General features: G+C 69.4%; 3 protein-coding genes and 1 pseudogene. All 4 read right to left on the reverse strand.

Going from position 1 to position 4,516, the window contains the following annotated elements; all coding sequences use genetic code 11:
* Window positions 1-292 precede the first annotated feature (292 nt).
* The gene (locus ACFC02_RS41735) at window positions 293-493 is read right to left on the reverse strand and encodes a cold-shock protein (protein WP_037863297.1); all 201 of its coding nucleotides are present in this window, start codon (window positions 491-493) and stop codon (window positions 293-295) included.
* A 166-nt stretch (window positions 494-659) separates the two neighbouring features.
* On the reverse strand, window positions 660-1,613 hold the full coding sequence (locus ACFC02_RS41740) for an LPXTG cell wall anchor domain-containing protein (RefSeq protein WP_376368118.1): 954 nt from the start codon (window positions 1,611-1,613) through the stop codon (window positions 660-662).
* Between the two features lie 236 nt (window positions 1,614-1,849).
* Window positions 1,850-2,861, reverse strand: a pseudogene (locus ACFC02_RS41745) (helix-turn-helix domain-containing protein).
* 1,104 nt (window positions 2,862-3,965) lie between these two features.
* Window positions 3,966-4,325, reverse strand: coding sequence for a hypothetical protein (locus tag ACFC02_RS41750; RefSeq protein WP_376368120.1), 360 nt, complete (start codon window positions 4,323-4,325; stop codon window positions 3,966-3,968).
* Window positions 4,326-4,516 lie beyond the last annotated feature (191 nt).

A 4,516-nucleotide genomic window follows, 5' to 3' on the forward strand; every position in this document is an offset into this window, starting at 1 on the left:
GGGTGTGGTGCTGGCCATGCCGGGGTGTACTCCTGTCTCGCCCTTCCAGCCTAACCCGGCAAAGCGGGCGTCTCAGCCAAGGCTGTCAGAGAGGGGGATCAGCCCCGAAGGCGGTTCCCCCTGGGAAACAGAAGACGTCCTGCAGATCGTCCCTCATTGACGTGACGTACATGAGGTGCGATCCCGCAGGACGTCTTTCCTGCTGTCTGGTCAATGTCCCGGAGCTTGTTCGATCTGTTCGATTCTTCGCTCAGAACGATTCTCCGGGACAGAGCCCTGTGCGCGCGAACGGTCAGCCGCGGACGATGTTCTCTGCCTGCGGGCCCTTCTGGCCCTGGGTGACGTCAAAAGTGACGTGCTCGCCCTCGACCAGCTCGCGGTAGCCGTTGCCCGCGATGTTGGAGTAGTGCGCGAAGACGTCAGGTCCGCCGTCCTGGGCGATGAAACCGAAGCCCTTTTCGGAGTTGAACCACTTCACGGTGCCGCTTGCCATGTACTTTCCTTCGTCTAAGCCGAGACCCAGCCAACCTTGATCGTGGCGGGCCCGCTCGGGCGGGAACGTTTCGGCCGCAGCCCGGTTCCGCCTTTGCCGCTATCCATGGTAAGTCGGAACCCGGATTCACACGAGACTTCACCTGGCCGCGGAAACGTGTGTGTCGTCAGCCCTTCTGTGCTGACCGTCGCCGCCGAGCGACCACGAACGCCCCGGCGCCCACCGCCACCAGAGCCGCCGCGCCCACCGCGAGCGGCACGGCGTTCCCGCTGCCCGTCTCGGCGAGGGGCGTGGACGAACCACTCGACTGGTTCGGCCGGACGGTGGCGGTGACCGGTACGGCCCCTGCCGGGGAAGTGGAGGTGGAGGCGGGCGGGGTGGACGGTGCCGAGGCCGACGGTTTGGGGGCGCCCGGGGTCGAGGGCCGGGATGCGGTGGGGGTCGGAGTCGCGGGCGGGGTCGCCTCGGCGGGTGGCGTCGTCGACTCGGTGGGCGGGGTGGGCTTCGAAGGAACGGGCGGGGGAGTGGAGGGTGTCTGCGGGACGTGGCACACCGTGGTTCCGCCCTGCCAAGCCGCGATGAGGTTGCCCGTGAACACAGGGTGGTTGGGGCCCTCCGGCAGATCGGCGGTCTTTCCGTCGTGCTTGACGTCGCCCCGATAGAGGTCGATCTGGGTGAAGCAGTCCTTGCCGGGGGCCGTGATGGTCAGATGCCCGGTGGTGCCGTGGGAGACCTTGATGGTGTCGAAGTCGAGGAACTCCTGCTTGCCGGAAGTCTGCCAGGTCGGGCCATGGGTCAAGTACGCGGCCAGGGACACCGTGCAGTCGTCCCACTTGCCCGCGCGAACCCCGATGTGCAGCTTGCCGTCGGAGGCAGGGGGCAGGCTGAGCTTCCGCGCCTCGCTGCTCGGCAGCCAGTCGTGGCCGTTCACGGAGAACCGGCAGGGGGAGTCGACCCTGCTGCCGGCCGCGTTCGGATTGGGGTGGAAGGCGCCCTGCTGGGTACCGGAGGCCTGCGGGCTCGCTGCGTACGCGCTGACGGTGCAGCCGGCGGTCACGATGAGTACGGCCGCGGTCGTGCTCAGCACTGACCCCAGCGCCGAATGGCGGGCTCTGGACATGGGAGGTTTCCCTTTCTGGTCGCACACTCACGCACCTGGATCGGCGAACGCGTTGGCCCAGGTATGAGCTTTGGTGGACGGTCATGTGGGAGTCATGTGGGGACGGCGCGATCGTGGCCACAACACACGTTTCAGCACATGGATGTCAAGTCAGTCCTGTCGGTGTTCCTTCGGTAGGTACCTTTCCACTGGTGAGCGATGCCGTGGCTGTGAGACACCTGATCAAGCTATGTGTCTCACAGCCAGTCGCGCCGGGAGGCCTGCCAGTCGAGCTGCATCCGCGTCCCGGCCCCGGCGCGTTCCATCAGGCCCTGGATGCGGCGCTGGACGGTTCTCCGGCTCAGGCCCAGGTGGGAGGCGATCGCCTTGTCGGCCACTCCGGCGACGAGCAGGGAACAGGAGCTTGCTGTCGGTCGGTGACAGGTGGGCGCGCGGATCCGTGTCCTCCGCGTCCAGAACGGGGGAGAGGCCCCCGGTGTCCGTGAGGTGCAGGGGGACGGCGTTCTCCCAGTAGCTCTCGAACAGCGCCACCAGGGCGCTCAGCAGGTTGCTGTCACGCACCAGCGCGGTGGTCGGCTCGTCGGGGCTGCCGTGGGGGCAGCCGGGGACCAGCGGGAAGAGGGCGACCGAGCGGTCGGCGACGGCGAGGCGCAGCGGGAGGCTGGGGACGGAACGTGCGACCTCGCCTGCCCGCATGCCTGTGGCAACGTTGTCCACGGCGCCGTCGTCGTCGAAGAACGCCTGCTCGTACAGGACGCGGTAGCGCACGCCCCGGGCGAGGGCCTCGTACTCCTCCACGTTGGTGCCGGACGGCATGGCCACGTACTGGGCCTTGCAGAACCAAAGCATCTCCTCGCGCGTGCTGGTCTGGATCTGCTTCGGGTGCTGGCGCAGTGCCTCGGCCCCGGTGATGACTTCGAGCAGTTGCCCCGCGTCGTGGCGGCGTACCGTCTCGCGGTGCGTCTCGATCAGGCGGGCGGCTTCCGTCCGGGCGAGGTCGAGGGCCTCCGCGTTCTTCTTGATGCGGGGGAGCAGGGCCACGTCCGGGGGTACGGCGCGGTATAGCCGTAGGGAGCCGTCGGTGGGGGTGGCCAGGCCCAGCGCGACCAGGGCGTCGAGGACCCGTGCGGTGTCGGCGTGGGTCAGTGCGGTGCGCCGGGCGATGTCGTCGACCGTGGCCCGGTCGGACATCACGAGCACGCGGTAGACGGATTCCTGCACTTGTGAGACTCCAGCGGCTTCCAGCATCCCGCACGTCCTCCCCACTTGCCGTCGGTGCTGGTTGAAGACTGTATGGCAAGGGGGATGGGGATGATCGTCACAAAGAGGTGTGAAGGGTGACGGAAGGGCGAGTGGTCGGCTGACCGCTCGCCCTTCCGTTCCTGTGACAGTGCCTGAATGCCCTACCGGCGCTGGGCCGAGGCGCGTTGGACGGTCTGCTGGACGCGGTTGCCCGCGGCGTCCTCGGCCGTGACGCGGAGGGTCACGTAGGCGGTGCCGTGGCCGCCGGCGCGGGCGACGGTGTGCCCGGAAGGTGTTGCCGGTGCGGTGGCCCGGGCGGGCCGTGCGCCAGGTGTGTCCGTCGTCGTCGGAGGTCTCGACCCGGACGATGACGCCGCGCGGGACGGGTGCGCCGTCCTGGGCGCGGACGGTGACGCCGACGTCGTACGGCCCCGCGGTCCTGACCGTGTTCCGCGCGTCGACCGGTATGTCGTAGTCGAGTTGCAGCAGGGGCAGCGCCGCGGTCTGCTCGGTGTGCTGCGAGCGGAACGACCAGGAGGTGCTGGTGGCGGTGGCGTAGCGCCAGGTGGAGGAGGTGCGGGAGGTGGTCATGTCCAGGCGGTAGTCGGCCTTGTCCGCGGGGACTTCGGCGTCGACCCAGGCGCCCAGGTCCGCGTACTTCTTCCCGTTGCGGTACAGCACCGCCGTGCTCGTGTCACCCGCTGATGCCATGCTGGTGCCAGGGGTGCGGTGGGTCCCCGTGGTCGCGGAGGTGCCGGAGAGGCCAATGTCTCCGCCGCCCTCCACCAGGCGCGACCAGTGACCGGGCTGGGAGTCCGTGAACTCCGGTATCCACAGGTGCAGTACGTCGCCCGACCGTACCGTCGGCGTCGTGGTGCCGGCGGGGATCGACGGGCGGACCACGGCACCGTGCCAGGTCGCCGTGCTGCGGGTACCCGCCCGGTAGGTGCGCGGATCGTCCCGCAGGCCCACGGCCAGCGCCTGGTCCGGGTCGAAGGCCGTGGTGTGGTGCACCAGGTGCTGCCAGACGGTGTCATCGGCGCTGACGTACTCGGTGCGGGTGAAACCGGTGGGCACGTAGCGGTTGTACTGGTTCCAGGACGTCCGCTGTTACGGGCGCCGGGCGAAGCGCTGTTCGGAGATCCAGCCGGGGCCGCCGGTGTCCGCGTACGTCGTGCGCACGGCGGCGCTGGTGCGGTCGGAGACGGTGTGGCGCGGGATGCTCTGCTTGCTGACCTGCATCACGTCGTAGAGGTAGGGGCTGCGGGCGGTGCCGTGGAAGGTCATGCGTTCGGTGTGCCGGTGGATGAGCCCCAGCAGCCGGGCTCCGGCGGAGGCGTCGATACGGATGGTGGGCGCGGCCCAGCGGTCGCCGTCCGGCCGCCAGCGGGTCCAGGCGATGTCCGAGGAGTCGACCAGGAGCACTGCCTTGGCGCCCGCCGCCGCGGCCTGCGCGATCGGCGGGTTCACTCGCGAACGTGGTGTTGGTGAGGACGGCGATCCGGCCCCGGACCCGGGCGAGGGCGGGGGCCGCGGCGTCGCCCGCGTCGACGGCGGTCAGGCGCCGGGGAGTGTCCAATAGACGGCGGATCCGATGATCAAGGAGACGCCTGATGAGCGAGACCATCACCGAGTACGAGGCCGTGGAGGCGGCGGTCGTC

This window comes from Streptomyces sp. NPDC056160, assembly GCF_042268205.1.
In the GTDB taxonomy this organism is placed as follows: domain Bacteria; phylum Actinomycetota; class Actinomycetes; order Streptomycetales; family Streptomycetaceae; genus Streptomyces.

Excerpts from the sequence above, each read along its gene's own strand:
- ACFC02_RS41735 (WP_037863297.1), bottom strand. The coding sequence starts at position 493 with ATGGCAAGCGGCACCGTGAAGTGGTTCAACTCCGAAAAGGGCTTCGGT.
- ACFC02_RS41740 (WP_376368118.1), bottom strand. The coding sequence starts at position 1,613 with ATGTCCAGAGCCCGCCATTCGGCGCTGGGGTCAGTGCTGAGCACGACC.